This window comes from Streptococcus sp. LQJ-218 (assembly GCF_003428885.1).
Lineage (GTDB): Bacteria > Bacillota > Bacilli > Lactobacillales > Streptococcaceae > Streptococcus.
This window is the reverse complement of the sequence record NZ_QQRU01000001.1, coordinates 72,127-99,025: the sequence shown is the minus strand read 5'-3', so window position 1 is coordinate 99,025 and position 26,899 is coordinate 72,127. Positions and strand designations below refer to the sequence as shown.

The following is a 26,899-nucleotide window of genomic DNA, read 5'->3' as shown; positions in this document are numbered from 1 at the left end:
ATGCTCCTTTTTCTTTTAACATTCTTACTGATTATATCACATTTAATTGGAAAATTCTTCTATTTTCCGTAATTTTAACGATAAATCGTTTTCATAACAATTTCACCTAATTTCGCTTCTAATTCAGTGGATTTGACTACAAAATGATGGGGAGAAATAATTGTTCTCTGTTCCTCTTCATACCTGATGATGACTGGAATTGGACCTTTATACTTGTCTAAAATTCTCGAAATTTCTTGATCTGAATCATGATTTTTGACTTGAATCCAAAAACGTTCCGCAACTGCTTCTCTTATTTCTTGTGCAATCATTTGCAGGCGGCCATCACGTGACTGGACTTTTCCTTTGATGTAGTAGAATGCTCCCTCTCTTACTTCCTGCCCAATCTGTCGATATAAGTCTGAAAAGAGTGTGACATCCAATTTTTTCTTACTGTCATCCACCTGTAAGAAAGCCATATTTTCACCTTTTTTGGTTCGAATTACTTTTATCTTCTGAACTTCAACTAAGATAATAGCATAGCTATTTTCTGATAAATTTCCAATAGATGTAATCGGGTAAATAGCCTTGCTTAAAATAGCTTGTAGTGGATGTTTGCTAACTCCTACTCCTAGAAGTTCTTGTTCCATATAGAATTTTTCTTGTTCTGTCCAATCTTCCGATTCCTGCCAACTATAGATGGTATCACCAAACAAGCTTCCTAATTCTTTCACAAATTCAAATAGATTAGCTAAATTATTGAATACTTTTTGACGATTTTTTTCAAATGAGTCGAAAAGACCAACTTTTACCAAAGGTTCTAGCAGTGGTAGTTTCAGGTAATTCTCAGGTAATTTAGATATAAAATCTTCAATGTTAGAATAGGGTCTATTTTTAATAATCCAAAGCGCCAAATCATTGCTGACACCCTTAATCGATTTCAGACCTAGATAGATAGACTTATTCGCAATTTTATCGTGATAGGGAATCGTATTGATAGACAACGGTTCTACTTCAAAGCCTGCTTCTAGTGCGTCTGTTAGGTAATCACTATTGGAAGAATTCAACATGACCTGATAAAAGATGGCTGGATAGTGTGTTTTGAAATAGGCCAACTGGAAGGCCAAGGCTGAGTAAGCATAGGCGTGAGATCGGTTAAAACCATAACCTGCAAACTTCTCCATGACATCAAAGACCTGCTCTGCCTTTTCCACAGTATGTCCAGCCTCTATGGAACCTTGAATAAAGGAGGCCCTCATCTCATGCATAGCAGAGGCATCCTTTTTCCCCATAGCTCGACGCAAAATATCGGCCTTCCCAAGACTAAATCCGGCAAAACGCTGAGCTACCTGCATAACTTGCTCCTGATAGAGCATGATACCATAGGTTGGAGCCAAAATATCTTCCAGAGCTGGATCTAGAACAGTCACTTCTTCCTTCCCATGCTTTCTTGCAACAAAATTATTGATATAATCACTAGCACCTGGTCGATTTAAGGAAGTAGTTGCTACGACATCTTCAAAACAGATTGGTTGCACACGTTTTAGCAAGCGAATGGCACCAGGTTGTTCAAATTGAAAGATACCTTTTGTATTCCCAGCAGCAAAAAGAGCTAGGGTGTCCTTGTCTTCTAAATCGATTTCTTCAATTTTCAGATGAATACCTTCTGTTTCAGCAAGCATCTCTTGCATCTTCTGGACAAAGGTCAAATTTCGTAGTCCCAGAAAGTCCATTTTCAAAAGCCCACTAGCTTCTACTCCATGAGCATCATACTGGGTCAGTGGAATTTCATCACCATGCTTTAGAGGGATGTAGTTGGTCAAATCTTGGTCACTGATTACAACACCAGCTGCATGGACAGAGGTTTGTCTTGGATAGCCCTCAATCTTGCAAGCAATTTCAAAGGCTTTTTGATATTCTAACTTACTATTGATTTGCTGACGAAACTGTAGATTGCCCTCATAGGCTGACTTGAGATTATCACGAAAACTAATTTTCTTTGTAATTGCAGATAATTCGTACTCTGGCACACCAAAGCGTTTCAAGACATCTCGCAAAGCCTGCTTGGCGCCAAAGGTAGAAAAAGTAACGATTTGCGCAGCATGCTTGCTACCATATTTATTACCAACATATCTGATAAAATCTGGACGATAAATATCAGGGATATCAATATCAATATCAGGCATAGTATAGCGTTCACGATTGAGGAAACGTTCAAAAATGAGATTCTTCTCCACAGGGTCAATCCCTGTAATGTTTAAGGCATAGGAAACTAAGCTACCAACTGCGGAACCTCGTCCCATTCCCATATAATAGCCATTCGAACGTCCAAAACGTAACAAATCCCAGACAACCAAGAAATAATCATCAAAGCCCATATCATGAATAACAGCCAATTCTTGGTCTAGACGGTCTTGATATTCTTTGCTAGTCAACCCCTTCTGAGCAAGCCCCAATTCAGCACGTTCTCTCAACTCTTCTACGGCTGGTCTAGCTGGATTGAAGCGAGGCAGTTTCAGACTAGTATCCAAGTCATAAGAGATGCCTGAAATAAGCTTTTCTAAATTGTCTAATGCTTGAGGAAAACGTTCTTGGAATAATTTCTCTAAAGAACTTGCCGATATAAAGACATTTTGGCGTGAGCGTAAGGGAACCTCTCTTAGAGGTAGATTTTCTTTAATCGCTGTTAATACTTGCAGAACTTCTCTATCCTTACTTTCAAAAGCATTGACTCGATAAAGAGGCAAGATTGGATGGTGAAATTCGCTGACCAGTGTTTCTGGGTAAACCCCAATATAGTAATCACGACCTAGATTGAGCGACTCGAGCTCTTCAAAATAAGGCACAATGATCGCAACATCCTCCAGATACTGAGACAGAACTGACCAAGTTTTCTCCCCCTGCATCTTAGCTGTTGAAAGTTTCATCAACTGCCGATAGCCCACACTAGATAGAGCTAAAAAGCGCAGATTCACTTCCTGATCATCCACAAATACATTCATTTCAAGCCCTAACAAAGGATGAATGCCATATTTTTTTGTAATCTCTAGAAAGTCAAAAGCCCCGTATAGATTGTCAATATCCATCATAGCAATATGAGTGTAGCCATATTCTTTAGCTGCTCTCACATACTTGTCGGTCGAAATGACACTCTCCATAAAACTATAGACTGTTTTTGTATCTAGTTGTGCGATCAATTTACACTTCTCCTCTATCGTTCTCACTATATTATACCATTTTCTTAAAATTTCTATTACTATTACTGATGCTTTACTATCTAAAAACTCAAATCATAGTTGACTAGACGATCCTTACACGATTATCAAAAATATCACTAATATTTTTGTATTTAGGCTTATCATTTTACATGTTTATTTTATAAACGCTTATTTTTATTTATTATAATTTCTGTTCATTTTTTACAGTTTCTTTTCTCTCTATTTTTTGATATAATAACTTTAATATATTTCATAAATAGGAGGTCTTATGCGTTTTAATCAATACAGCTATCTCAAAACTTCATCAACGCAGGCCCTGAATGATTTAGTTTCTTTAGGTTTCAACCTAAAACCTACTGATTCAGAAAAAAAACAATTTGAGGACTTTATTCGTAAAATTTATTTCACATATCAGAATACAGACTATCCTTTGTCTTTACTTGCTTCAGATAAAAAAAATGATATATTAACTTTTTTAAAATCTAGCAAAGAACTAACTGCAGATATTTTCTATACTGTTGCTTTTCAACTCTTAGGTTTTTCTTATTTGATTGACTTCGAAGACAGTGATGTTTTTCGTAAAGAGACTGGTTTTCCCATTGTATACGGTGACTTGATTGAAAATCTCTATCAGTTACTCAATACTCGCACCAAAAAGGGAATCACTCTTATCGACCAACTTGTCAGCGACGGTCTTATTCCTGAGGATAATGACTATCACTACTTTAACGGCAAGAGTTTGGCTACTTTTTCTAGCCATGATGTCATACGTGAAGTCGTTTATGTTGAGACTCGTGTCGATACTGACCAAAAAGGGCTACCAGACTTAGTCAAGGTCAGCATTATTCGTCCTCGTTATGACAGGCAAATCCCTGCTATCATGACCGCAAGTCCCTATCATCAGGGAACAAATGACAAGGCGAGTGACAAGGCACTCTACAAGATGGAAGGCGAACTTGAAGTGAAGCCTGCCCACAAGATCGAGCTAGAGGAACCTCGACTAAATCTAGTCGAATCTCAAGGTCAAGCTGCGCTTGTGTCAGAAGCTGAGGAAAAGCTAACGCACATCAACGCTAGCTATACACTCAACGACTACTTCCTTCCACGAGGTTTTGCCAATCTCTATGTTTCAGGTGTTGGTACCAAAGACTCTACAGGTTTCATGACTAATGGAGACTATCAGCAAATTGAGGCTTATAAAAATGTTATCGATTGGCTCAATGGTCGTTGTCGTGCCTTCACTGACCACACGCGCCAACGTCAAGTAAATGCTGACTGGTCAAACGGAAAAGTAGCTACAACTGGTCTTTCCTATCTAGGTACTATGTCCAATGGTCTTGCGACTACAGGTGTAGATGGTTTAGTTGTTATTATTGCCGAGGCTGGTATTTCTTCGTGGTACAACTACTACCGTGAAAACGGTCTGATAACTAGCCCAGGTGGTTATCCAGGTGAGGACTTTGACTCCCTTGCTGAACTAACCTACTCTCGTAATCTCTTGGCTGGTGACTATATACGTGGTAATGAAGCTCACCAAGCTGACTTAGAAAAAGTAAAAGAGCAACTGGATCGCAAGTCTGGCGATTACAATCAGTTTTGGCATGACCGCAATTATCTGCTTAATGCCCATAAGGTAAAGGCAGAGGTTGTCTTTACTCATGGTTCTCAGGATTGGAATGTCAAACCACTTCATGTTTACCAGATGTTTCATGCCCTTCCTGCCAATATAAATAAGCATCTCTTTTTCCATAATGGCGCTCATGTTTATATGAACAACTGGCAATCTATTGACTTCCGTGAATCTATGAATGCCTTATTGACTAAGAAATTACTGGGAGAAGATACAGATTTTCAACTTCCGACTGTTATTTGGCAGGACAATACAGCTCCTCAGACTTGGTTATCACTTGATACCTTCGGTGAGCAAGAAAACTTTGAAACCTTCGCACTTGGTCAAGAAGAGAAAGTGATTCAAAACCAGTACCCAGATAAAGATTTTGAGCGTTATGGCAAGACATACCAGACTTTCAATACAGAACTCTATCAAGGGAAAGCCAATCAGATTACTATTGATCTTCCTATAACCAAAGATCTTCACTTGAACGGTCGGGCTCAGCTCAATCTTCGTATCAAATCCAGTACAAACAAGGGGCTCTTATCTGCCCAATTACTGGAACATGGACAAAAGAAATACCTACAACCTTATCCAGCTGTTTTAAGTGCTAGAACCATTGACAACGGACGCTACCATATGTTGGAAAATCTCTGCGAATTGCCATTTAGACCAGATTCACAACGAGTTGTGACAAAAGGCTATCTCAATTTGCAAAATAGAACTGATTTACTGTTAGTAGAGGATATTACTGCAGATGAATGGATGGATATCCAGTTTGAATTGCAACCGACTATTTACAAGCTAAAAGAAGGAGATACTCTTCGTTTAGTACTCTATACTACTGACTTTGAAATCACCATACGAGACAATACTGACTACCACCTGACTGTTGATCTTGAACAGTCTACTCTTATCCTACCTTGTCAAAAGGTATAATGTAACAGATATTCAGTATGGAAAGATTTCCACTTGAACAGTCTAACTAAACATAAACTTTGTATCAAATCCACTCTCAAAGAAAGACTTATGATAAGTCTACACGAGATCTTAGAAAAAAGATACTAATACCCTAACCAACATGTGTACTCATTAATAATACTCGCTACCACACCACATGTTGGACAATCTCTGTGAATTGCCATTGAGTGTAAATTCACAACAAGTCGTGACAAAAGGCTACCCTAATTGAATGACTTACTGTTAGTAGAGGACACCAATGTAGATAAACAGATATACACCTAATTCATCTACACCCAACTAGTGACAAGTTAATAGAAGGAGATTTTCTCCGTATAGTTCTTTATACTACTAACTTTGAAATCATCATACGTGACCATACCGCTTACCACCCGACTGACATTCTCGATCAGTCCACGCTTTCTGTACCTTGTACAAGGAGTACTATTTTTATGAATAAATCTGAACACCGACACCAACTCATACGAGCCCTTGTAACGAAAAACAAGATTCATACTCAAGCTGAGCTACAAGCTCTCCTTGCTGATAATGACATTCAAGTTACACAAGCTACACTTTCGAGAGATATTAAAAGTATGAACCTTTCAAAAGTACGAGAAGAAGACAACTCTTACTACGTGCTCAATACAGGTTCTATCTCAAAATGGGAAAAACGTCTCGAAATTTATATGGAAGATGCTCTTGTCTTGATGCGCCCCGTTCAACATCAAGTCCTACTAAAAACCCTTCCTGGACTTGCTCAATCCTTTGGTTCCATCATTGATGCCTTGAGCTTCCCTGACGCTATCGCTACTCTTTGTGGCGATGATGTCTGTCTCGTCATCTGCGAAGATGCAGCAGCTGCTCAAAAATGCTTTGAAGGGCTGAAAAAATTCGCTCCACCATTTTTCTTTGAAGAATAACAAAATTCCGTGTCTGATGTGGCACGGAATTTTCTTATATTTTTTACTGAGATGGATTGTCTTTTTTGGTTCGTGCTAATCTCAGAGCACGATTTGGATTGAGACGATTAAATAGTTCTTCCAATTTCTTTTCATTCCAAACATCTGCAGCGGAAACAAAGTTACCATCCGCATCTCGGAAAGATATCGGTTTATCTCCCATATCAGTCTCCTAGTCTACAAATTCAAACTCAAATTTACCAATGCGGACCAAGTCACCATCTTTAGCTCCACGCGCACGAAGGGCTTCATCAACCCCCATACCACGAAGCTGGCGAGCAAATTTCATGACTGATTCGTCCCGATCAAAGTTGGTCATATTAAAGAGTTTCATAAGTTTTTCACCAGAGAGCACCCATGTCGCATCATCATCACGACTAATTTCAAAGGTCTTTTCTTCCTCATCAAAGCCATAGTAAGCTTCTTCTTCCATATCTGACTCGTCGTAGAGCAAGAATTCTGGTGTCTTATCTAACAATTCAGCTGTAGCATCCAATAGCGTTGCCAGACCTTGCTTGGTCAAACCAGAAATTGGGAAGATAGCTGGTAACTCTTCAAATTCATCATAGTTTTCAGCCAATTTTTTCTTAAATTCTTCAAGATTTTTTTGACTCTCAGGCATGTCCATTTTGTTGGCTACGATAATCTGTGGACGCTCCATGAGACGAAGATTGTATGACTCCAACTCCTTGTTGATAGCAAGATAATCCTCATAAGGATCACGTCCTTCGCTAGCTGACATATCTATAATATGAAGGATGACACGGGTACGCTCAATGTGACGGAGGAACTGAGTTCCCAAACCGACACCCTGACTAGCCCCTTCAATCAAACCTGGTAAATCAGCTACTGCAAAGGATTCACCTGATTGGGTACGAACCATACCTAAATTTGGCACAATAGTGGTAAAGTGGTAGGCACCAATTTTAGGTTTAGCAGATGTGATAACACTTAAAAGGGTTGATTTCCCTACAGATGGGAAACCTACTAAACCGACATCTGCCAAGATTTTTAGTTCCAATTGTAACTCACGTTCCTGACCTGGTTCCCCGTTTTCAGAGATTTCCGGTGCAGGATTTTTTGGTGTCGCAAAGCGGATGTTTCCACGTCCACCACGACCACCGTGGGCTACAATAAATTCTTGCCCATGTTCAATCAAATCTGTTAAAACTTTACCAGTCTCTGCATCACGCACAGTCGTACCTTGTGGCACTCGAACTCTAAGGTCCTCAGCTCCACGACCATGCATCCCTTTGGTCATTCCTTTTTCGCCAGAATCAGCCTTAAAATGACGATTATAGCGGAAATCCATCAAGGTACGCAATCCTTCGTCTACAACGAAGACAACATTTCCTCCACGACCTCCGTCACCACCCCAAGGACCGCCATTAGGGACATATTTTTCACGGCGAAAGGCAACCATACCATCGCCACCATTACCAGCCTTGACCTTAATCTTAGCTGTATCTAAAAACATACTCATTTTTTCTTCTCACTTTAAAAAAGGGCTGGGAAATCCCAGTCACAAAATTTTCTTGAATCTTTCTTATAAGTTACTGAGGGCACCGATTGCAGTTGCAAAAATACCCAAAATACTTGCTACTAACATGATAAGCACGATAAACAAGGTTATTTTCTCAAACATCGTTTTTTTACGATTTCCATTATCTCCAAATGCCATTTTTCTCTCCTTCGTTACATTCTATTTTCTATTATCTTAGCATGAATTGAGCTAGTTTTCAATAGTCAGTTGCTACTGGTGCGATAATCCATAAAATGATATAAGCTACAATTCCTGCCCCATAACAAAATCCAAGAACACCCCATATTACGCGAACAATAGTAGGATCCGTATCCAGATAATGGGCCACTCCAGCACAAACACCCGCAATCTTTTTGTCACGACCACTTCTCATTAATCGTTTATTCATAGCTTGTCCTCTTTCTATTCTTCACGGTCTGTCCAATAATCTCTCATGCTCATTAACTGTGTTTTTGAAGCCTTCAGCATGCGTCTAGAGCCTTTTACAGGCGCAGCAACTACCTGCTGTGGTAGATACAAAACTGTCTTAAAGATACGCTGACTGACTGTATCATCTTTAGCCAAATTTTTCTGAAAATTATTTGAGATAATAGCATCCAGATAAAACTCATGTACTCGTTTTCCAAAATTCTCAGCTGAAATCTCGTATAATTTCGCTGATAAGGTATGCTCATCCATATTTGGCGTTGCAATCAAGGCTTCTAAAATAGCTCCAGCCAAATCATGTTCTCCATAGTACAAGGTCCCAAACATCTTATCAGAGATAAGATTATCCAGATAAGGATTTCCGTGAGCAATGACAGGTGTTCCACTGGCCAAGCTTTCCAAGTAGGTCAAACCTTGCGTTTCACTTGTCGATGCCGAGATGAAGAAATCCGCCGTCTTATAATAAAGAGCGGTCTCACTAGGAGCAATCATCCCTGTAAAGATAACGGAGTCTTGAATCTCTAGTTTCTGGGCTTGCTCTTTGAGATCATCTAAATAAGGCCCATCCCCAGCAACTACCAGTTTAACCTTGTCTTCCTCTTTCAGGACTTCTGCAAAGGCTGTTAAAACTGCTTGAATATTTTTTTCATAGGAAATCCTAGAAAGACTCAACAACATCTTTTCATTCTCTTGAATCCCTAGTTTACTACGCAGTTCTTTCAGATTTTCTTGCTTGATTTCTGGACGCTCGAACTTAGCTAATTCAATCCCAGTAGGAATGACCCGTTTTTCAACCTTAACCTTATAGTCAGATAGCAAGTCACGGACAATCTCACTAGGGCAAATAACCCCATCCACATCATGCAGGAAACCTCTTACTAAGTACTTGACCATACTAGGACGAATCAACATCCCCTTAGCAATATAATGCACATAGTCTTCATACTGGGTGTGATAGGTATGGATAACTGGAATCTTCAATTCACGCGCAATCCAAATCCCCAACAAGCCAAGAGAAAATTCTGTTTGAGTATGGATAATATCCAGTTGATATTGTTTGGCAATTTCAAGCGTCTTGCTAAAACCTCGGTAGGCAAAGCGGCGATCCTTAAAAGCAAAGAAGGGAACACTTGGAATGCGAATAATTTGCCAATCTTCATAACGATTGACATCCTTATCTGTCGTCGTAAAGATAAAAACAGCGTGTCCTTGCTTTTCAAGTTCTATTTTCAAGGTTCGAATACTGGTCGCAACACCAGAAACCTGAGGAAAATAGGTATCTGTAAATAAACCAATTCGCATAGATTACCTCACTTTTTACTTTTTCCCTAAAGCGGCTTGCTTCTCATAAAAGTCCAACCAAATTTGTAATAGATGCTCTTCAGAATACTCTCTGGAAATATTCTTAGCTTTTTCTTTGAGGTCCTTTAAGGCAACAGGATTTGCTTGATATTCCAAAATAGCTTTCTTCATCTCTTCTCTATCTGCTGTAGCCCGATAATTTCCCTCTAAAATCACCTTATAAAGATCCAAATCACGCAACATAATAGGAGCTTCACAACTAGCAGCTTCTAGAATAGTCATAGGAAAGAGCTCATTGTAACTAGGTAACAAGAAAAGATCTGATAAGGCATACAATTCGCGCATTCGTTCGGGTGGCACGATACCTGGAAAAATCAAATTTTTAGGAGGATTTTCCATAATTTTTTTGTAGCGTTCATAGCCATCTGTCATACCACCAAAAGAGAAACCACCAGCCCAGATAAAGGTAATCTGAGGCAATTCCTCAGCCAAACGGATAAAATCATCAATCCCTTTACGTTTCTGAACTTGACCAGCACCTACTACGATAAACTGATTGTCATTAAGACCTAGCTCTGTTCGCAGTCTCACTACCTCTTCTTGTGGTAGAGGATGCCATTTTTCCTTGTTGACAAAGTTAGGAATATAGGTTACTTTTTCACGTGGAATACCAGCTGCCACCAAATCCTCGATAAACATAGGATTGACCACCACTAAGTGCTCCATCCGATTGTAAAAAGAAAATACATAGCGCTTCACAATTCCCTTTAAGAAAAATGGAATTTTCAAACTCCCCTCAAGAGTATCAGGCAAGAAATGCACATAGCCAATTTTTCTCCCTGAGCGTTTCTTTTGAAATGTAGATAAATAATAGGAAAAATCAATCGTATGAAAGTGAGTCACATCTGCCTCGATTGGAAGGTTTTCTGTAACAATCAATTGGTCCTTGGCATCACGGTGAAGAAGACGAACTAATTCACGGTAGGCCCCTGAAACTCCTTGCCCTGCTACTTTCTCACTTGAACTCAACATATTGATGCGTAATTTCTTTTTTTCCATAACTACTATTATATCATTTTCTTTAAATAAAATCAGCAAAAGAAAGGAGAGACTAGAGGAAAAGAGGGGGGAAATTTCCTCACTTTTCCAATAATCTCTCACATGCTTTTATATGTTTACTTAATGCCTAGGGCAATGCGTGCATAGCGACTCATTTTTTCAACTGTCCAGGCTGGATACCAAACTAATTTAACCTCAGTATCCGTTACTTCTGGTACCTCTGTCATAGCATCGTAAATCTGGTCCGTCAAAAGGTCTGCTAGGGGACACCCCATGGTTGTCAAAGTCATATCAATCTCTGTTTGACCTGTGTCGCCGTCAAAACGAATCTCATAAATCAAGCCAAGATTGACAATATCGATTCCCAACTCAGGATCGATAACTTCTTCCAAGGCTGTTAAAATCCGTGTCTTGATATTTTCAATTTGCTCTTCTGTATAAGCCATATTTATCCTCACTCTTAGTCTTCAATAAAATCACGAAGCGGTTTGTTACGACTTGGTTGGCGTAGTTTTCTCAAAGCCTTGGCTTCAATCTGACGAATACGCTCGCGAGTCACGTTAAAGACTTTACCCACATCTTCAAGGGTACGCATTTTCCCATCATCTAGTCCAAAACGGAGACGTAGAACATTTTCTTCACGGTCTGTAAGAGTATCCAAGACCTCATCCAACTGCTCACGCAAGACGATGCGAGTCGTATAGTCGACTGGATTTTCAATCACTTCATCTTCGATAAAGTCCCCAAGGTGACTATCATCCTCTTCACCGATAGGAGTTTCAAGGGATACTGGTTCTTGGGCAATCTTCAAGATTTCACGAACCTTGTCTGGGGTCATATCCATACGTTCAGCGATTTGCTCAGGTGTTGGGTCTTGTCCCAATTCTTGAAGAAGGTTACGCTGTTCACGAACAAGCTTGTTAATCGTTTCAACCATGTGGACTGGGATACGGATGGTACGCGCTTGATCCGCAATAGCACGAGTGATAGCCTGACGAATCCACCAAGTTGCGTAAGTTGAGAACTTGAATCCTTTAGAATAGTCAAACTTGTCAACCGCCTTCATCAAGCCCATGTTCCCTTCTTGAATCAAATCAAGGAACTGCATACCACGACCAACATAGCGCTTAGCAATAGAAACAACCAAACGAAGGTTGGCTTCCGCAAGACGTTGTTTGGCTTCGATATCACCGGCTTCAACTGCTAGTGCCAATTCTTTTTCCTCTTCATTGGTCAAGAGAGGTACGACACCAATTTCTTTCAAGTACATACGAACAGGGTCGTTGACCTTAGCCGAAGTTGACCCAATCAAGTCCTCATCACTGAGTTCTGGCTCTTCTTCAGTACTAAGAACACGTGCACTTGGATTTCCTTCGTTGTCTGTGATAGAAATTCCTGCATCTTGAATTCGTTGCAAGAGATCTTCAATCCCATCAGCGTCCAAGGTAAAAGGAATAACCAGACTGGCATTGATTTCATCATCTGTTGCTGTCCCTTTTTGCTTATGATTACGGATAAATTCTGCTACTTGTACGTCAAATGTTGTTACTTCTTTTTGTTTTGTTGCCATTATTACTCCATTCTTCTTCTTTGGGAAATTAAACGTTCCAATTCTTCCAAGGCTGTGTCTGTATCACCTACATGGCTAGCTTCCTGCACCTTCTTTTTGATTCTCATATTATCCTGATTCAAGAGAGCCTTGTTTCGAGTCATTTCTACTTCACTTAGTTCCTGAGGTGACATCTCAGTAGGCAAATCCTGATTTAAGACTTGATACCAAGCTCTCTCAACTTCCTCTGTCTGTTCTGCTAGAACTTCTGGAGGAAGATTTCCATACTGGCCAAGTAAGTCATATAAGATCTGAAATTCAGGTGTGTCAAATGCAAAGTCTTCTCGCAAACGGTAATCATTCAAAATAAGGGAAGATTCCATCATTCGATAAAGTAGATGGGCTTCTGCCCTCATAATAGCTGATAGCTGCTTAGTGACTGGCATGGTGATTGGCGTCGGTCTGGAAATTCCTTCTATGCGATTCTGCCTTTGCGCCTGACGACTCTCATTCACAATCTGCTCAATCTGGGCATAATCAAAGGACGCCAGACTGTCAGCTAAAATATGTATATAACTATTTTGAGCAGTGATAGACTTTTCTTGAACAATTAAGGGAGCTATTTTTTCAATGAACTCAATCTGGGCCTGCAGATTTTCACTATTTTCAGGTTTGTAGTGGTGAATGTAGAACTCAATCGGACTAATACGAGTTTTGGTTAATAGATAGGCCAAGTCTTCTGGACCATTTTTTTGTAGATATTCATCTGGATCCAAGTTATCAGGCATGCTGACGATTTGCACAGGCATATCACCAATTTCGTCCAGCGCTTTCAATGTCGCAGCTTGCCCAGCCTTATCGCCATCGTAAACAAGAACCAACTTCTTGGTTAACCTCTTCAGATGCTCAACATGCTCCCGACTCAAGGCTGTTCCCATAGATGCCACAGCGTTTTCGATTCCAGTCCGGTAGGCTGCAATGACATCCATGAACCCTTCCATCAGGTAAATCTCACTGGCTTTTCCAGAAGATTTTTTTGCCCTATCCATATGATATAATTCGTAACTTTTGTTAAAAATTGCAGTCGATCGGCTATTTTTATACTTAGAAGTTTGTGAATCCGTTTTCTGCCAGATGCGACCTGAGAAGGCAATGACTTTTCCCTGGTCATTTGTCAGGGGAAACATAATCCGATTGTGAAAGGTATCTACAAATTGATTAGCATCCGAGAGATAAAACAGACCTGAGTCTAGAAAATCCTCTTCACGATACTGACTGGACAAACGTTGATAAAGATAGTTGCGTTCTGGAGGTGCTAAACCAATCCGAAAATGCTTGAGAACTTCATCTGTCAAACCACGCTGATAAAGATAGTTTCTGGCTTCTTCCCCTATGGTCGTTGTCATGAGAATAGCATGATAAAATTTGGCTGCATCCTCATGCATATCATAAAGAGCTTGGTGAGGCGAGGTTGCCTTCTGCTCACTATAAAGCGGTTTTTCAACCTCAATCCCAACACGCTCACCTAAAATTTGGACAGCCTCCATAAAGGGAACTCCTTGGTACTCCTCTATGAACTTAAAGACATCACCAGATCGACCACAACCAAAACAGTGGTAAAACTGCTTGTCCTCTACAACGTTGAAAGAAGGTGTTTTTTCACCATGAAAAGGACAGAGCCCTAGATAGTTCCGTCCTGCCTTTTGTAAAGAAATCACATCTCCTATGACTTCCACAATGTTGGCATTGTTTTTGATTTCTTCAATGACTTGTTTGTCAACCATACACAATACCTCCATGTTATCATAGTTTACTTTATATAGTATACTTTATTTCAGAAAAAAAGTAAACCATTTTACTCATTTTTCCTACTTTATTCAAAGAGTTGATAATAATCAGAGATTTTCATTTTTCCTTTATCTTCTTGGTTCAAATCTTGGATAATTCGTCCTTCTTTCATGACAATTAAGCGATTGCCATACTTAAGAGCATCTTCCATATGGTGGGTAATCATAAGGGCTGTCAGCTGGTCTTTCTTGACAAATTCATCTGTCAACTCCATCAAGGCCACACTGGTCTTTGGATCAAGGGCTGCAGTATGCTCGTCTAACAAGAGTAATTCAGGTCGCTTCAAGGTTGCCATCAAGAGACTCAAAGCCTGTCTTTGTCCACCAGATAAGAATTCAATCGGTGTATTCAAGTGTTTCTCAAGACCGTTTCCTACTTTTTCAATAGTTGCCTGAAACTCATCCTTATAGCTATTCAAGCGTCGTGGTAACAATCCACGCTTTTCACCACGAAACTTGGCGATCAAAAGATTTTCAGCTACCGTCATACGAGGAGCTGTCCCCATCTTTGGATCTTGGAAGACACGAGACAGATACTTGGCTCTCTTCTCTGGTGAAAACTTGGTAACATCTTCACCCAAGATACGGATAGTTCCACTAGTTAAGGACAAGGTTCCTGCAATAGTGTTAAAGAGAGTTGATTTACCAGCACCATTTCCACCTAAAATCGTGATGAAATCCTGTTCAAAAATTTCTAAGGAAACATCATTTAAAATAATCTTTTCTTCATCAAAGCCATTTTTAACGACTTTGGTTGCATTTTTTAATTCTACAATTGCTGTCATTTGCTTAACTTGGCTCCTTTCAAGATCGTTTGCTTAAATGTTGGAATCATAAGGCAGACTGCTAAAATCAAGGCACTGTACAAACGAAGGTAACTTGTATTAAAGCCAAGCGCGATAACTGCCCACACTAAGAATTGATAGGCGATAGAACCTACAACGATGGTTACCAAACGCTCTGCCAAGCTCAAACTGTTGAAAATAACTTCCCCAATAATCAAACTTGCAAGACCTACAACGATAACCCCTATTCCTCGAGATACATCAGCATAGCCTTCTTGCTGGGCAATGAGAGCTCCTGCAAGGGCAATCACACCATTTGATAAAATCAAACCCATAAGCTCCATGCGTCCAGTATGAATCCCGAAACTTCTAGCCATATCAGGATTGTCACCTGTAGCAATATAGGCCTGTCCGAGTTTAGTATCCAAGAAAAAGAGCATGAGGGCAATAACAAGACTGACAAAGATGAAACCTGTCAAGAGTTGATTCAAATCCGAGTCAAAAGGCAAAATATCCTGAATTTGCTTGGTTCCAAGCAAGCCTAAATTAGCACGTCCCATAATCATGAGCATGATAGAGTGACAAGAAGTCATCACCAAAATCCCTGAGAGCAAGGTTGGGATCTTTCCTTTTGTATAAAGAAGTCCTGCTGCCATTCCAGCCAAACAACCTGCTCCTACAGCAACAAGTGTCGCTAAAAATGGGTTCACGCCTTTGGTTATCAAAGTGACAGCAACAGCTCCCCCAAGAGGGAAGGAACCTTCTGTCGTCATATCTGGAAAGTTCAAAATCCTAAATGTCATAAAGATTCCCAGACCTAGAATTGCCCAGACAAATCCTTGAGAAATAATAGATAATATCATCTGTTTCTTAACCTTTTCTATACGATTTCTTTTGTAAAAAATTGGAGGAGATGTCCCCAACTCCTCCATTACAGATTATTCAATCACTTGTCCTGCTTCTTTTAGAACAGATTCAGGAATCGTAATACCTAGCTCTTGTGCCAATTTTTTGTTAATTACTGACTTACCAGTTGAAAAGACATTGACTGGAGTATCAGCTGGTTTAGCACCTTTCAAGACTTGAGCAATCATTTTACCAGTTGCCACACCAAGATCATGTTGGTCAACTACAACTGATGCCAAACCACCTGCTTCTACCATGGCAGTCGCACTTGGATAAATTGGTTTTTTAGCTGATTGGTTACTTGATACAACTGTTGAAAAGGCTGATGCAATAGTGTTATCAATTGGAACCCAGATAGCATCGACCTTGCTAGTCATAACGTTAACGGTTGAAGCAATTTCATTTGTTGAAGGAACTGCAAATGTTTCGACAGTCAAACCTGCTTTTTCAGCATAAGCCTTAAATTCTTCGACCTGAGTTTTGGAATTGTCTTCGCTGCTTGAGTAAAGAGCTCCGATTGTTTTCACATTTGGTGTCAAAGCTTTGATGAGTTCAACTTGTTGTTGAGCTGGGTTGTGGTCAGATACTCCTGTAATATTGCCACCTGGTTTTTTCAAATCTTTAACCAAGTTCGCACCGATTGGGTCTGTAATAGCAGACATAATAACCTGTAGGTCTTTTGTTGCACTAGCCAAACCTTGAGCAGCTGGTGTTGCAATACCAACAACCAAGTCATTGCCATTTGCAACCAATTGTTTACTCATTGTCGCAACCTTACTTTGGTCACCTTCTGAGTTCATAAAGTCGATTTTAACTTGATCATCTTTATATCCTTCTTCTGCAAGTCCATCTTGAATCCCTTTATAAATTAAGTCAAGAGAGGGATGGCTCACAAACTGAAGGACACCAACTTTGGCAACTTTCTTTTCATTTTTAGCTTCTGGTTTATTCATTGAAGAATAAATCAAACTTCCTGCTACTAAGACTGCTAAGGCAGCGATAATTCCAATTAATCGTTTATTTTTCATTCTATTTCTCCTTTTTATTCCTTTAAAATACTTCACTTATCTCAACAAGCGACGCCATCGTTTTCTTTCCATACTAACCTCCATCAAAAAAGTCCTCACACAAAAAACTTGTGTGAGGACGTCGATGCGCGGTACCACCTCAATTATAGGGAATTTCCCTATCACTCTGTCTCGCAATAACGAGATGCACTGTAAGGTGTGCTCACCGAATTTTTATGATTTCAAATTCTACATAACATTCAGCCCAATTTTCATCATCAACACTTATCTGTTTTCAGCTACCACAGACTCTCTAAAAAGTTTGTATGATTACTTTTCTGAATGGTTAAATTATATCATTTTTCAAGTACTTGTCAAGACTCTTTTAGCATTTTTTTGAACTATTCAAAAACTTCCCCTATAGAAAAGAGGAAGTTTAATAGGTATCAGCCTGAATTACGCAATCCTGTCGCAATTCCGTTGATGGTTGTATGGATTAATTTTTCTTGGTCGCTAGATAATTCTCCTCGACGTTGACGTTTAATCAACTCCAACTGGATATAGTTGAGGATATTAAAGTAAGGCATACGGTAATCCAAACTCGCTTTTAGATATGGATTTTCAGCCAAAAGTTTATCATAACCTTCGATAGCCAAGATAACTTCCTTGGTAACTTGCCATTCATTTAAAATAGTCTCATAGATTGCTTTTACTTCTTCATCCTCACACAGTTTGGCATATTCAAAAGCAATATTCATATTTGATTTTGACAAGACCATGTCGACATTTGAAAGAAGCGATTGGAAGAAAGGCCAGTTTTGGTACATATCTCGTAGGATAGCGATATTCTCTGGATTTTTATCAATAAATTCCTTGAAGCTTGAACCAACCCCATACCAGCCAGGGAACATGACGCGACTTTGCGACCATGAGAATACCCAAGGGATAGCACGCAAACCACCGATTTCTGTAATGGTCTTACGAGCTGCTGGACGAGAACCGATATTAAAGCTTGAGATAGCCTTAATCGGACTGGACTCAAAGAAATAGTCATAGAAATGTTCATTTCCAAAGACCAAATCACGGTAGATATCGTAACTACGGTCCACTACTTGGTCCATGATGGCTTCATAACGATTTGAGGTATTTGTATCGCTCTTCTTCTGCGTAATCATACGGTTAATGGCTGCAGATACTAACATTTCAAGGTTATAGTAAGCTGCGTCTTTGTTACCGTATTTATTCCCAATTACTTCTCCTTGCTCCGTCAAACGGATACGATCCTTGATAGACTTGAGTGGTTGAGAGGTGATGGCTTCATAAGTTGGTCCACCACCACGACCGACAGTCCCACCACGGCCATGGAAGAAGGTAACCTTAACGCCAAATTCATCTCCAATAGCAGTCAATTGTTGTTGAGCTTTGTAGAGAGTCCAACAGGATGATAGGTAGCCACCATCTTTATTACTATCAGAGTAACCAAGCATGATTTCTTGGTAGTTATTACGTGAAGCAATCCATTTCTTAGCAAGAGGAAGAGAAAGGTATTCTCTCATGGTTTCTTCTGAGTGGTCTAAGTCCTCAATTGTTTCAAAGAGAGGAACAATTTGGACACGGGCTCTTTCTTTATCAACTAACCCTACTTCTTTTAGCAAGATAGCCAATTCTAGCATATCAGATACACTTGTCGCATGTGAAATGATAGTCTGACGAATGACATCATCTCCCAACTTATCTTTCAACTTACGAGCAGCTTTAAAGATAGCTAATTCTTTTTCAAGTAACTCTGATTTTTCAACGTGAGTGGCAGAAAGAATTCTTGGATCTTCTTCTAATTCTTTCAAAAGGAGCTTGCATTTTTCTTCTTCACTGAGTTCACTATAATACGAATGAATACCTGCTGATTTCAAGAGTTCCGCTACACAAGCTTCATGAACACTAGAATCTTGACGCATGTCAATAGATGCCAAATAGAAACCAAAAATTTCAACTGCCTGAATCAACTCAACAAAATCACCAGAAATCAGTGCTTCACCCTTATTTTCCATGAGGGAATCACGAATGGTAATTAAATCCTTATAAAAATCAATGGCTGTTTCATAGCGATCCCCAACTTCCTTATCTTCAATGAGATAAGTTTTTGTTGCTTGGATTTTTGATTGAATATCAAACAAGGCACGACGATACAGCTCTTTTTCGCGGTAGATCGAGTTATCCTTGGATTGACGCGCCATTTCTCTGACTTGCTTGCTCACATTGACAATACTGGTTGAGAGGGAGAATTCACGATATAGTTGGTAAATCTTTTCATCATAGTAGTTCATGATAACTTCACACTGAGTCATAGCAGATTGTTTCAAGGTATCTGCTGTAACAAAAGGATTCCCATCACGGTCTCCACCAATCCACATGCCCATGGTAATTGGTTTTGGATGTTTCAACTCCAAGCCGTGTTTTTTAGCCAGACGCTTGTACTCAGCAGTCAAATGAGGAACTGCCTTCAGAAATGAACTATTGTAGTATTCCATAACATTCGTGATTTCATTGGTTACTTTCAATTTCTTTTCACGAATCATATCTGTCTGCATAATAATCTCAATGTAACGACGGAGATCATTATGCCATTTTTCCTTATTAATCAAGCCTAATTTCACATCACGATACTTACGCAAGAGGGTGTGGATATGATTAGTCAAATCCAACATACTCTTACGTTGCACTTGCGTTGGATGGGCTGTCAAAACAGGAACAACATTCAAGTGTTCTAGAATTTCAACCGCATTTTCTTTTTCTGCAACCATTTTGATAGTTGTTGACAATTTCCCAAGATAATCTTGATCGATATTATTTTGATGGTTGATTTCATAGGCCAAATCCACGTCTTCTGAAATATTAATCAAAAGAGGCAAAATAGAGAAATAGCGTGAAATATAAGCCATTTCATCATTTGTCAGACTAGTAACTAATTGGTTCAAACCTTGATAATCTTCTTGAGTTGACAATTCTTTCAACTGCATGATTTTTTCAAAAGTTTCTGGAGCAAGCATGTTTTTAGTAATATCTTCTAACAATTCTGTTAAAATCAATACTTCTTCTTGCACGACAGCTTTATTACTATAGTTTTCTAATTTTTGAAGTGACATAGTTAATCCTTTCCACTATCAACTCTACATATTGTCTGATGAGTGAGCGTCTAACTCCTCATATAATTGGGCACGTTTTTCACTTGCATCAATATTTAAGACAAAGGCGATGGCTACAGACAAGACTAGAAGACTGTTTCCCCCTTGTGATAAGAAGGGGAAGGTTACTCCTGTCGAAGGAATAATACCAGAAATTCCACCGATATTGACAAAGACCTGTACCAACATCATCCCCCCAACCCCAATCGCCATCATGGAATTAAAGGGATTCTTAGCACGAATACCGACTAGGATGATTCGCAATATCAGGAAAAAGACAAGTGCTAAAATCAAGCTGGCTCCCACAAATCCAAACTCTTCAATAACAATTGAAAATACAAAATCTGTATGGGCCTCTGGTAAATAACCACGTTTTTCGATTGAATTTCCTAAGCCTAAACCAAACCAACCACCATTTACCATGGCAAAGTAGGAATTTGCAAGTTGGTGACCAGCTCCTGCCAAATCAGCAAAGGGATTAAAGTAGGCACTGAAACGCTTGGCAACGTAACCAAATACTGGAACTTTTGAAAACTTATCAACCCCAATCATAGAAATAGCTGATAAGGATAGGGCTGAAACTCCTACTAATACACCGATAAAGGCTATAAACCAACGATGAGCAATCCCACTAACTGTATACATAATCAAGGCGACCAGCGCTAAGATAGTAGCATTCCCCAAATCTGGGAAAATAGCCAAACTGCCTATCATGACTAGTAGGACAAAGCGCCAATCATTAAAAGCACGAGGAATCCATTGATTTTGAGTTAAAACTTGAAAGTCGTAAATAGCAATTTCATCCTGCTGTTTTGAAAAACGTTGGGCCAAGTACCAGACGATGATAATCTTCAAATACTCAGCTGGCTGAATGGTCAAAGGACCTACTGAAATCCAACCATATGCTCCATTGACTGGCGTACCAATTAGCCGAGCCAGCGCTAAGAGAATCAACTCAACAAACATAACAATAAATAAAAGTCGTTCTTTTCTTAAAAAATTCAGTTTCAGCTTATATATCAAGGCAATCAATATCAAACTAAATATCCAAAATATTCCCTGACTTCGAACCAATTGCAAGGTACTTATTCCTTCTTCGATGAGAATGGCACTGGTTGTAGAGTAGACTACAATCAAACCCAAAATTGATAAAAGTAAGTAAGGAACTAGAATAGAATAGTTTAATAGGTGCCTCTTACTAATCTTCATAGTATCACCAATCTAATGAGAACAAAAGAAATTATTCCCAAATTCCGTTTATTTTCTAGTTTTGATTGCTATTATACCATTTTTTCCGAAAGAAAAAAACTCTTACCCTTAAGATAGAAGATTTTCTCATAAGAAAAAGAGCACTGGGCTCTTTTCTGTTTTATTCTTTTGAAGAACTGCTTGAGCTTGAATCTCCACCACCAATATATTGGGTAAAGATATTTTGGAAGGCTTGATCTTTAACCTTGATATTGGCTGCTTGCAATTCTTTTCCGATAATACTTTGAACAAATGATGCGTCGTTTTGTTTTTGAGTTAAGATAACCGTTTTTAATTTTTCTTTATAGTCGTCAATATTAGATGATTTTTCTGTTTTCTTAATCAGTTTCACAATGTAATATTGGCTGCTGTAGGCTTGTGTTCCAGTAACGCTAATCACATCAGAAATACCGTTTACATCTAAAGCGAAAGCTGCCTTCTTAACTTGATCTGGTACTTCTGTTGAAGCAGAATCAAAGGTGATTTCTCCACCATTTGCTTTCGTTTTCTCATCTGTTGAATTATCTTTGGCTAATTGAGCAAAGTCTGCATCACTAGCTTTCGCTTTTTCAAGAATTTCTTTGGCCTTGTCTTCATTGTCCAAACGGATAATTTGAGCCGTCACATCAGGAGTGTACTCTTCATAGGCCTTCTTATAAGCATCATCTGTCAATTCAGCTTCTGCTGCCTTCTTAACTGCCAACTCAACCAATTTACTTGTACGAATTTGAGCTTTACGTGTTTCTAGGGTCATTCCTGCTTGTGACAAGACACGTTGGTAGTTTTCACCATATTGTTTTTCTTCTTCGGCAATAGTATCGTTGACTTCTTTGTCATCTACTTCTGAACCGTATTGTTTCTCAAATACTTTTTGGATGGTCATGTTCAACAACACTTGTTGAGCTGAAGGATTGCTTTTCACTTGCTCATAAAATTGATGTTCTGTGATGACATCCCCTTTCATGCTGATAAGGTCTGTCCCTTCTGAACCTTTCGAACAAGCTGCTAAAGTTGCTACTGATAATAGTGTAATGGCACCAGCCAATAGTTTTTTCTTCATGTCTACTCCTTTGAGATAAGTGTTACCCTATCTATTTTACTTTATTTTCTTAAATTTTTCTGAAAATCATTCGCTGTCAGGCAATTGAACATCTGCTACATTTTTACGAAGCATGAGAATGCCGTCCCCTAGAGGTACTAATGTTGCAGTGAGGCCTGGATTATCTAAGGTTGCATCAAATAGTCTTTGAAGGCCTCTGTATATAGTTCGCTGGCCACGACGGACTTCCATAATATCCTTGGCAACATCACCACCTTGGAAAATATCATCCAAGACAATCACACCTCCAACATCCAAATGTTTGAGGATTTCTGGCAGAAAGACGATGTATTTAGACTTGGCAGAATCCATAAAAACAAAATCATAGGATTCTGTCAGTGTAGATAAGATATCTACCGCATCTCCTTCTAGGAGTGTGATTTGCTTGCGACTGTCAAACTGAGCAAAATTTTCCTTGGCGAAGCCGATCATCTCAGGATTACGGTCAATAGTTGTAATCTTAGCATTTGGTGCGTGTTCTGCCATCAAGAGGGCTGAAAACCCGATAGCCGTCCCAATTTCCAGAATGTTTTTAGGTTGCATGGTTTCCATGAGAAAACGGAAATAAGCTACCGTTTCATGGGGAATAATGGGAATATTTTCCTTGCGAGCAAAGTCTTCCAATTCTTTCAAAGAGCCTGTGACTTGCTTTTGACGCTGACGCATCAAGTCTACAATTTCTTCCTTAACGACAGGACGACGCATGTTGTGGTTGGCATTTTTACTATATGATTCAACCATCTTATGCCAATCCTAATTTTTCAACAAGGGCTTCAAACTCATTCAAACGACGTTCAAAGACTGTAAAGGCGTCGTTGAGGTAGTCTTCTTTCTCCATATCAACACCAGCTTTTCTCATGATATTAAGTGGATAGTCAGACTTGCCTGCCTTGAGGTAGTCGATATAGCGGTCACGATCCTCTTGACTACCATGGACAATCTTTTCAGCCAAGGCTGAGGCTGCTGCAAAACCTGTTGAATATTGATATACATAGTAGTTATAGTAGAAGTGTGGAATGCGAGCCCACTCGTATTGGATTTCAGGATTGTCTTCCTTACTCAAACCATAATACTCTTGGTTCAAGTCTGCGTAGAGTTTATTTAAGAAATCGCTTGTCAAAACTTCACCATTTTGATCCGCTTGGTGAATAGCGTGTTCAAACTCAGCAAATTGAGTCTGGCGGAAAACTGTTCCACGGAAACCATCTAGGAAGTTATTGAGAATAGCAAAGCGCGTTGCGTCGTCTTCCACTTCTTCTAATAATTTCTCCGTCAAGATATTTTCATTGGTAGTTGATGCAATCTCAGCCAAGAAGATAGAATAATCTCCGTAAACATAAGGCTGCGTTTCACGAGTATAGCTGGAATGCATACTGTGACCTGTTTCATGGACAAGGGTAAAGAGATTGTCTAGATTGTCCTGCCAGTTGAGGAGCATAAAGGCATTGGTATCGTAAGAACCTCCAGAATAGGCCCCAGAACGCTTGCCTTGATTCTCGTAAACATCAATCCAACGCTCACTGAAGGCACGTTTAACACGGCTCAAGTAATCCTCACCCAAGACTGCCAAGGCATCTTCTGCTTTTTTCAAAGCTTCTTGGTAAGTAAAACTATATTTAACAGAAGAAAGTGGTGTGTAGACATCGTACATCTTGAGGTCTGAAATTCCCAAGATTTTAGAACGAAGCTCAAGGTAACGATGCAAGAGGGGTAAATGCTTGCGGACTGCTGCTACCAAATTGTCATAAACACTTTCTGGAACAAAATTCGCTGCAAGGGCGGCATGACGCGCACTCTTGTAGTTGCGAACTTTGGCACGGTAGTTTTGGACCTTAACATTGGTTTGCAAGGTTTTAGCATAGGTGTGTTGGAATTGTTCATAAGTCGCATAAAGAGCTTGATAAGCACCACGACGTACCTCACGGTTTTTAGACTCCATCAAACGTGTATAAGTCCCGTGAGAGAGCTGAACTTCCTTTCCATCATCGTCTAGGACATAAGGGAACACAATATCCGCATTGTCCAAGATAGCGAAGGTTTCACTTGCCGACCCAAAGATTTCCCCAGCTCCAGCCAATAATTCTTCTTCACGTTGTGAAAGAACGTGTTCCTTGCCTTGTAAAAGCTTGTCAAAATAGTGTTGATAAACCTGTAATTTTGGTTGAGCTTCTAAAAATTCAGCATACTGCTCTTCACTAATCTCCATAAATTCAGGTTCATAGAATGAAAAGGCTTGGTCTAGCCGGCTATAGAGAGTCATGGCCTTGGCATAGTACTCTTGGTACTGGGCTTCACGTGTATCCTGATCATTCTTCATATGAGCATAAACGTAAAGCTTCTCCATTTGGCGTTCCATTTCAAGAGAAAATTCAGTGATTTCGAGTAGGCTATCCGCACTATCCAAGAGATGACCTTCATATTGGGCTACTGTCTCCAGTTGTTCTGTTAACTCTTTTAAGGCTTTTTCCCAAGCCTGGTCAGTTGGATAGATCGTTGATAGATCCCACGTATCTTTTTCATTTATTTCATTTCTTTGTAATACCATTAGATTCCTCCATCCTTTCTATTCTACCATATTTTTAAAGAAATATTGCTGATAAAAAGCTGGTGGATACAGCTTTTGCCAATCATTTTGATAATTTTCTTGGTAATAGGTTTGAAAATGCTGATAATAGCTAGTCAAATCTTTCCCAATTTGGCAAAACTCACCTACTAGTGGTCGAATTTGTGGATACCATTCTTTTAAGCCATAAGTCAAGAGATTTTCACCCTTTTGATAGGCTTCTGCTTGTTCTTTCATCCAAAAGGGATTTTGATAATAGAGTTGTTGTCGGATATAGCGACAGATGTCCTTATCCTGAGAAACTGTAAAATGAGATATCTTTTGTTTCTTATAGGGAAAACGTAATGTATCCAGTAGACTATCTTGACCATAGGGAAATTCCTTGATTTGATAATGGAGTTTACCTCGGAGATCTTGATGAATGAGATATTTGAGTCTTAAAACTTGTTTTTCACTGTCTACTTCCCAAACATAAAAGCCCATGTTTTGACTGAAGTATAAAAAACCTTCTTGTAGACGAGTCAAACGCTCCTTGAGCCACAGTTTTTGACCCAGCAACCACAGTACTTGGTAACCCTGACTACGATAGCCCTCACTTCGCTCTTTAAGAAGTTTTTGAGATAAGGGACTACATTGAACTTCTAAAGCTAGATTGTCATTTACAAATACATCCGCAATCTGTTTAAGCTCTGGAAGAGGGTATTCTAATTGCACCTCTGCCTCTTTTTTCAACCAGTGATAGAGGGATTCCTTATTTGCCAGGTGTTCCGGACTTTCATTTTCAGAGGAATAATCACAGTCTTTTAGGGATTTATGAGCAAAATGGATCCGGACACTTGGACCTTGACGCAAACGGAGCTGACCTCCACAAGCTGGGCAGGTGTATTCTTCCTTCTCAAGCTTATTCTCTAACACATTTACCAGCTGTCCCCTAGCATTCCTCGCAACAAACATGATTTCCCTCCTTTTCTGTATTATTCGTAAAAAAGAAAAAAGATTAGGAAATTTCCTAATCTTCATCACTCTATAATTTTAGAGTTGCAAGCGACTTTCAAGAGCTTGTGTCAACACTTCAGAATAGTTCACTTGCTCACGATCTGCGAGTCTGACTAACCACTCTGGAACCGTAACATTTTTTCGAATCGCTTTATTATTCTTTACGAAAGGCAAGGGATTGACCTGAATCAAAGTCACAAATCCATCGGGAGCTTTCAACTCAGCAATGTCACTAGGAGTAGGCAAAGCCAGTCCTTCATCAATATAAGAAGCTAAAACACTCTCAAGCATTTCCCGAGCGTTTTTCATTGCAAGTTCAATCGTTGCTCCTTCTGTTCCGCCTCCAAACTCCGGAAATTCAATCCAGTATCCAGTACCTTCTTTATGAAAAATAGCAGGATAAGATTTTAGCATAATACACCTCCACAATTTCCAAATCAACTACAATCCCAAATCTTTTAATATTTTTCTCTCTAGGCCTTTTCCTAAATCCTCATTACCGTGAACTGGAATAGTGACAAGATAGGAGACCCCTTCTTTCTTAAAATGATGATGACTTCCTCTCTTACGAACTTCAATCCATCCATTTGCAAGAGCTAATTTTACCATTTCCTTACCTGTAATTGGCATTTATGGTCACCTTTCTATCTAAAATT

General features: G+C 39.4%; 23 protein-coding genes and 1 other annotated feature. Of the genes, 2 read left to right on the top strand and 21 right to left on the bottom strand.

All coding sequences use genetic code 11. The features are described from left to right. Positions 1–74: 74 nt before the first annotated feature. A complete protein-coding gene (locus D2908_RS00620; protein WP_165847405.1) occupies positions 75–3,176 on the bottom strand; it encodes a DNA polymerase III subunit alpha in 3,102 nt (1,033 codons plus the stop codon). A 289-nt stretch (positions 3,177–3,465) separates the two neighbouring features. On the opposite strand from D2908_RS00620, the gene D2908_RS00615 reads away from it, so the two are divergent. Together D2908_RS00615 and D2908_RS00610 are read left to right on the top strand one after the other, a co-directional pair. Further along, positions 3,466–5,748, top strand: a complete 2,283-nt coding sequence (locus D2908_RS00615) for a Xaa-Pro dipeptidyl-peptidase (RefSeq protein WP_117304121.1) — start codon at positions 3,466–3,468, stop codon at positions 5,746–5,748. A 473-nt stretch (positions 5,749–6,221) separates the two neighbouring features. Next, positions 6,222–6,692 (top strand): arginine repressor, encoded by a 471-nt coding sequence (locus D2908_RS00610; RefSeq protein ID WP_117304119.1) that lies wholly within the window; start codon positions 6,222–6,224, stop codon positions 6,690–6,692. A gap of 43 nt (positions 6,693–6,735) precedes the next feature. On the opposite strand, the gene D2908_RS00605 is transcribed toward D2908_RS00610, so the two are convergent. From D2908_RS00605 to D2908_RS00510, 20 genes are all read right to left on the bottom strand, one after another. Beyond that, positions 6,736–6,894: a hypothetical protein gene (locus D2908_RS00605; protein WP_007284777.1), complete on the bottom strand. Its 159-nt coding sequence runs from the start codon at positions 6,892–6,894 to the stop codon at positions 6,736–6,738. 9 nt (positions 6,895–6,903) lie between these two features. Next, entirely contained in the window at positions 6,904–8,214 is a 1,311-nt protein-coding gene (gene obgE / locus D2908_RS00600; RefSeq protein WP_117304117.1) for a GTPase ObgE, read from the bottom strand. 63 nt (positions 8,215–8,277) lie between these two features. After that, positions 8,278–8,412, bottom strand: coding sequence for a DUF4044 domain-containing protein (locus D2908_RS00595; protein ID WP_117304116.1), 135 nt, complete (start codon positions 8,410–8,412; stop codon positions 8,278–8,280). Positions 8,413–8,470: 58 nt separating this feature from the next. Further along, positions 8,471–8,647: a PspC domain-containing protein gene (locus D2908_RS00590; protein WP_117304347.1), complete on the bottom strand. Its 177-nt coding sequence runs from the start codon at positions 8,645–8,647 to the stop codon at positions 8,471–8,473. Between the two features lie 29 nt (positions 8,648–8,676). Continuing rightward, positions 8,677–10,002, bottom strand: a complete 1,326-nt coding sequence (locus tag D2908_RS00585; RefSeq protein ID WP_117304114.1) for a glycosyltransferase family 4 protein — start codon at positions 10,000–10,002, stop codon at positions 8,677–8,679. Between the two features lie 15 nt (positions 10,003–10,017). Next, a complete protein-coding gene (cpoA, locus tag D2908_RS00580; protein WP_165847404.1) occupies positions 10,018–11,061 on the bottom strand; it encodes an alpha-galactosylglucosyldiacylglycerol synthase in 1,044 nt (347 codons plus the stop codon). A gap of 116 nt (positions 11,062–11,177) precedes the next feature. Next, on the bottom strand, positions 11,178–11,507 hold the full coding sequence (locus D2908_RS00575; protein ID WP_000331929.1) for a metal-sulfur cluster assembly factor: 330 nt from the start codon (positions 11,505–11,507) through the stop codon (positions 11,178–11,180). Positions 11,508–11,521: 14 nt separating this feature from the next. Continuing rightward, positions 11,522–12,631 (bottom strand): RNA polymerase sigma factor RpoD, encoded by a 1,110-nt coding sequence (gene rpoD, locus D2908_RS00570; protein ID WP_117304111.1) that lies wholly within the window; start codon positions 12,629–12,631, stop codon positions 11,522–11,524. 2 nt (positions 12,632–12,633) lie between these two features. Continuing rightward, positions 12,634–14,394, bottom strand: coding sequence for a DNA primase (gene dnaG / locus D2908_RS00565; RefSeq protein ID WP_117304109.1), 1,761 nt, complete (start codon positions 14,392–14,394; stop codon positions 12,634–12,636). An 89-nt stretch (positions 14,395–14,483) separates the two neighbouring features. Then, positions 14,484–15,242, bottom strand: coding sequence for an ABC transporter ATP-binding protein (locus tag D2908_RS00560; protein ID WP_117304107.1), 759 nt, complete (start codon positions 15,240–15,242; stop codon positions 14,484–14,486). After that, positions 15,239–16,105 (bottom strand): ABC transporter permease, encoded by an 867-nt coding sequence (locus tag D2908_RS00555; protein WP_117304343.1) that lies wholly within the window; start codon positions 16,103–16,105, stop codon positions 15,239–15,241. Before D2908_RS00555 ends, D2908_RS00560 begins: the two co-directional genes overlap by 4 nt. 75 nt (positions 16,106–16,180) lie before the next feature. Beyond that, the gene (trpX, locus tag D2908_RS00550) at positions 16,181–17,176 is read right to left on the bottom strand and encodes a tryptophan ABC transporter substrate-binding protein (RefSeq protein ID WP_117304105.1); all 996 of its coding nucleotides are present in this window, start codon (positions 17,174–17,176) and stop codon (positions 16,181–16,183) included. Between the two features lie 111 nt (positions 17,177–17,287). Then, positions 17,288–17,505: a binding site (T-box leader), on the bottom strand. Between the two features lie 96 nt (positions 17,506–17,601). Further along, complete coding sequence (ppc, locus tag D2908_RS00545) at positions 17,602–20,298, bottom strand: phosphoenolpyruvate carboxylase (RefSeq protein ID WP_117304103.1); 2,697 nt, start codon at positions 20,296–20,298, stop codon at positions 17,602–17,604. A gap of 24 nt (positions 20,299–20,322) precedes the next feature. Next, the gene (locus D2908_RS00540; protein ID WP_117304101.1) at positions 20,323–21,546 is read right to left on the bottom strand and encodes an FtsW/RodA/SpoVE family cell cycle protein; all 1,224 of its coding nucleotides are present in this window, start codon (positions 21,544–21,546) and stop codon (positions 20,323–20,325) included. 160 nt (positions 21,547–21,706) lie between these two features. Next, positions 21,707–22,645 carry a peptidylprolyl isomerase PrsA gene (gene prsA, locus D2908_RS00535; protein ID WP_117304099.1) on the bottom strand — a complete coding sequence of 313 codons (939 nt, stop codon included), beginning with the start codon at positions 22,643–22,645 and terminating at the stop codon, positions 21,707–21,709. A 66-nt stretch (positions 22,646–22,711) separates the two neighbouring features. Continuing rightward, entirely contained in the window at positions 22,712–23,425 is a 714-nt protein-coding gene (locus tag D2908_RS00530) for an O-methyltransferase (RefSeq protein WP_117304097.1), read from the bottom strand. 1 nt (position 23,426) lies between these two features. Further along, positions 23,427–25,229 carry an oligoendopeptidase F gene (gene pepF / locus D2908_RS00525; protein WP_117304096.1) on the bottom strand — a complete coding sequence of 601 codons (1,803 nt, stop codon included), beginning with the start codon at positions 25,227–25,229 and terminating at the stop codon, positions 23,427–23,429. Between the two features lie 18 nt (positions 25,230–25,247). Next, entirely contained in the window at positions 25,248–26,201 is a 954-nt protein-coding gene (locus D2908_RS00520) for a competence protein CoiA family protein (protein WP_117304094.1), read from the bottom strand. A gap of 78 nt (positions 26,202–26,279) precedes the next feature. Continuing rightward, on the bottom strand, positions 26,280–26,657 hold the full coding sequence (locus D2908_RS00515; protein ID WP_117304092.1) for a type II toxin-antitoxin system HicB family antitoxin: 378 nt from the start codon (positions 26,655–26,657) through the stop codon (positions 26,280–26,282). Between the two features lie 27 nt (positions 26,658–26,684). After that, on the bottom strand, positions 26,685–26,873 hold the full coding sequence (locus tag D2908_RS00510) for a type II toxin-antitoxin system HicA family toxin (RefSeq protein WP_101782206.1): 189 nt from the start codon (positions 26,871–26,873) through the stop codon (positions 26,685–26,687). Between the last annotated feature and the right edge of the window lie 26 nt (positions 26,874–26,899).

Coding starts and splice junctions, on each gene's coding strand:
- D2908_RS00615 (WP_117304121.1), top strand. CDS start 3,466: ATGCGTTTTAATCAATACAGCTATCTCAAAACTTCATCAACGCAGGCC.
- D2908_RS00610 (WP_117304119.1), top strand. CDS start 6,222: ATGAATAAATCTGAACACCGACACCAACTCATACGAGCCCTTGTAACG.
- D2908_RS00605 (WP_007284777.1), bottom strand. CDS start 6,894: ATGGGAGATAAACCGATATCTTTCCGAGATGCGGATGGTAACTTTGTT.
- obgE (WP_117304117.1), bottom strand. CDS start 8,214: ATGAGTATGTTTTTAGATACAGCTAAGATTAAGGTCAAGGCTGGTAAT.
- D2908_RS00595 (WP_117304116.1), bottom strand. CDS start 8,412: ATGGCATTTGGAGATAATGGAAATCGTAAAAAAACGATGTTTGAGAAA.
- D2908_RS00590 (WP_117304347.1), bottom strand. CDS start 8,647: ATGAGAAGTGGTCGTGACAAAAAGATTGCGGGTGTTTGTGCTGGAGTG.
- D2908_RS00585 (WP_117304114.1), bottom strand. CDS start 10,002: ATGCGAATTGGTTTATTTACAGATACCTATTTTCCTCAGGTTTCTGGT.
- cpoA (WP_165847404.1), bottom strand. CDS start 11,061: ATGGAAAAAAAGAAATTACGCATCAATATGTTGAGTTCAAGTGAGAAA.
- D2908_RS00575 (WP_000331929.1), bottom strand. CDS start 11,507: ATGGCTTATACAGAAGAGCAAATTGAAAATATCAAGACACGGATTTTA.
- rpoD (WP_117304111.1), bottom strand. CDS start 12,631: ATGGCAACAAAACAAAAAGAAGTAACAACATTTGACGTACAAGTAGCA.
- dnaG (WP_117304109.1), bottom strand. CDS start 14,394: ATGGTTGACAAACAAGTCATTGAAGAAATCAAAAACAATGCCAACATT.
- D2908_RS00560 (WP_117304107.1), bottom strand. CDS start 15,242: ATGACAGCAATTGTAGAATTAAAAAATGCAACCAAAGTCGTTAAAAAT.
- D2908_RS00555 (WP_117304343.1), bottom strand. CDS start 16,105: ATGATATTATCTATTATTTCTCAAGGATTTGTCTGGGCAATTCTAGGT.
- trpX (WP_117304105.1), bottom strand. CDS start 17,176: ATGAAAAATAAACGATTAATTGGAATTATCGCTGCCTTAGCAGTCTTA.
- ppc (WP_117304103.1), bottom strand. CDS start 20,298: ATGTCACTTCAAAAATTAGAAAACTATAGTAATAAAGCTGTCGTGCAA.
- D2908_RS00540 (WP_117304101.1), bottom strand. CDS start 21,546: ATGAAGATTAGTAAGAGGCACCTATTAAACTATTCTATTCTAGTTCCT.
- prsA (WP_117304099.1), bottom strand. CDS start 22,645: ATGAAGAAAAAACTATTGGCTGGTGCCATTACACTATTATCAGTAGCA.
- D2908_RS00530 (WP_117304097.1), bottom strand. CDS start 23,425: ATGGTTGAATCATATAGTAAAAATGCCAACCACAACATGCGTCGTCCT.
- pepF (WP_117304096.1), bottom strand. CDS start 25,229: ATGGTATTACAAAGAAATGAAATAAATGAAAAAGATACGTGGGATCTA.
- D2908_RS00520 (WP_117304094.1), bottom strand. CDS start 26,201: ATGTTTGTTGCGAGGAATGCTAGGGGACAGCTGGTAAATGTGTTAGAG.
- D2908_RS00515 (WP_117304092.1), bottom strand. CDS start 26,657: ATGCTAAAATCTTATCCTGCTATTTTTCATAAAGAAGGTACTGGATAC.
- D2908_RS00510 (WP_101782206.1), bottom strand. CDS start 26,873: ATGCCAATTACAGGTAAGGAAATGGTAAAATTAGCTCTTGCAAATGGA.